1 protein-coding gene and 1 pseudogene are annotated in these 1,793 nt (G+C 76.0%); both read right to left on the bottom strand.

Features of this window, described 5'->3' with window-relative positions; translation table 11 throughout:
* A partial coding sequence (locus ABD308_RS34965) for an aminotransferase-like domain-containing protein (RefSeq protein ID WP_344343969.1) occupies positions 1-1,282 on the bottom strand: 1,282 nt, incomplete at its 3' end.
* Positions 1,279-1,793 (bottom strand): annotated as a pseudogene (locus tag ABD308_RS34960) (alpha/beta hydrolase); the annotation flags it as partial. The pseudogene ABD308_RS34960 and the gene ABD308_RS34965, both read right to left, overlap by 4 nt.

The following is a 1,793-nucleotide window of genomic DNA, read 5'->3' as shown; positions in this document are numbered from 1 at the left end:
CCACGATCCGCTCCGGCGTCAGGGAGCTGATGGAGAGCCGCAGCCGGCGCTCCCCTCCCCCGGCGGGGTAGAACGGCGCCATCGGCGTCCACAGCACGCCGAAGTCCCGCGCGCAGCGTTCCATCGCCGCGTCGTCGGCCGCGAACGCCACCCCGAGCACCGCGAAGAACCCGCCCTCCGGCACGTTCCAGGACAGGCCCAGGCGCTCCCGCTCGGCGGCCGGGAAGCTCCGCTCCAGCTCGGCCAGCAGGACGTCCATGGCGGCCGCGTAGTGGGCCGTGGCGGGGGCGTTGGCGGCCCGCAGCCGGCAGTCGTGGGTGAGCAGCATGCCGCCGATCACGGCCTGGCTGAGGGCCGGCGTGTTGACCGTCGTCATGCTCTTCAGCCTGGCCAGCTCGTCGGCCAGCAGGGTGCGCCGCCCGCCGGGGCCGGTCACCTCCTGGTCGGCCACCACGTAGCCGAGCCGGGCGCCGGGGAAGCAGGTCTTGGCGAAGGAGCCCAGGTAGACGACCCGGCGGTGGTGGTCCAGCGCCTTGAGGGTGGGCCGCTCGCCGCCGTCCCGGGCGAAGAAGCCGTACGGGTTGTCCTCGATCACCAGCAGGTCCTCCTCGGCGGCCGTCTCCAGCAGCCGGGCGCGGGCCGGGACGGGCATCGAGGTGCCGGAGGGGTTGGCGAAGTCCGGGACCACGTACAGGGCGCGCGGGCGCCGGCCGGAGGCGCGGACCTCGCGGGCGGCGGCGCGCACGGCCTCCGGGTCCGGTCCGCCGTCCGGGCCCTCGGGGACGGGCACGGTGGTCAGGTCGAGGATCCGGGCGGCGCCGGTGACGCCGACGTAGCAGGGCGAGCTGACCAGCAGCACGTCGTCCGGGCCCGCGCACAGGGCGCGCAGCGTCAGCAGCATGCCCTCCTGGGCGCCGACGGTCAGGACCAGCGCCTCGGGGGCGACGGTGAGGTTCTCGTCGTGCGCCAGGGTGCGGGCGACCAGGTCGTTGATGACGCCCTTGGTGGGCCCGTACTGGAACAGGGTGGTGCGGACCGCGTCCCGGTCCAGGCCGGTGGCGGCCAGGTGGTCGAGGTAGGCGTCCAGGTAGGCGGTGACGTCCTCGGGCTCGAAGAAGCCCTCATAGGGACGGCCGGGGGCGAACGAGACCGCCCGCGGGTAGCGGGTGGTGACCTCGTTGAGGAAGGTCATCGCGTCCAGCAGCGGATCCGCGAGGGAGCCGTGCAACTCGGCGAGCGGGAGCGTGACGGTGCGGGCCGCGGCGGCGGCGCGGGCCGTCACGCGAGGGCCTCGCGCAGCCGCTCGGCGGCGTACGCCTGGGCCTCGGCGGCGCCGTCCAGGGTGCCGGTCATGGCGAAGAAGCCGTGCGGCATGCCCGCCCAGCGGCGCAGCTCCACCGGGACGCCCGCCGCGCGCAGCGCCTCGGCGTAGCGCTCGCCCTCGTCGCGCAGCGGGTCGTACTCCGCGGTGATGACGGTGGCGGGCGGCAGTCCGGCCAGGCTGGGGGCGCGCAGCGGGGAGGCGTGCGGGTGGGCGCCGTCGGCCGGGTCGGCCAGGTAGTGGCCCCAGTACCAGGCGACCGAGCGGCGGTTGAACAGCGCCGGGTCGTCGTGCTCGCGCAGCGAGGGGGTGTCGGCGTGGGCGTCGGTGTTGGGGTAGACGAGCAGCTGGTGGCGGAGGGCCGGACCGCCCTCGTCGCGGGCGAGCAGGGTGAGCACGGCGGCGAGGTTGCCGCCCGCGCTGTCGCCGGCGACGGCGAGGCGCCCGGCGTCCAGGCCGAGTCCGTCGGCGT

Source organism: Kitasatospora putterlickiae, from assembly GCF_039527695.1.
Taxonomy (GTDB): domain Bacteria; phylum Actinomycetota; class Actinomycetes; order Streptomycetales; family Streptomycetaceae; genus Kitasatospora; species Kitasatospora putterlickiae.
The sequence above is the reverse complement of the archived record's forward strand: the minus strand, read 5'-3'. Positions and strand labels throughout refer to the sequence as shown.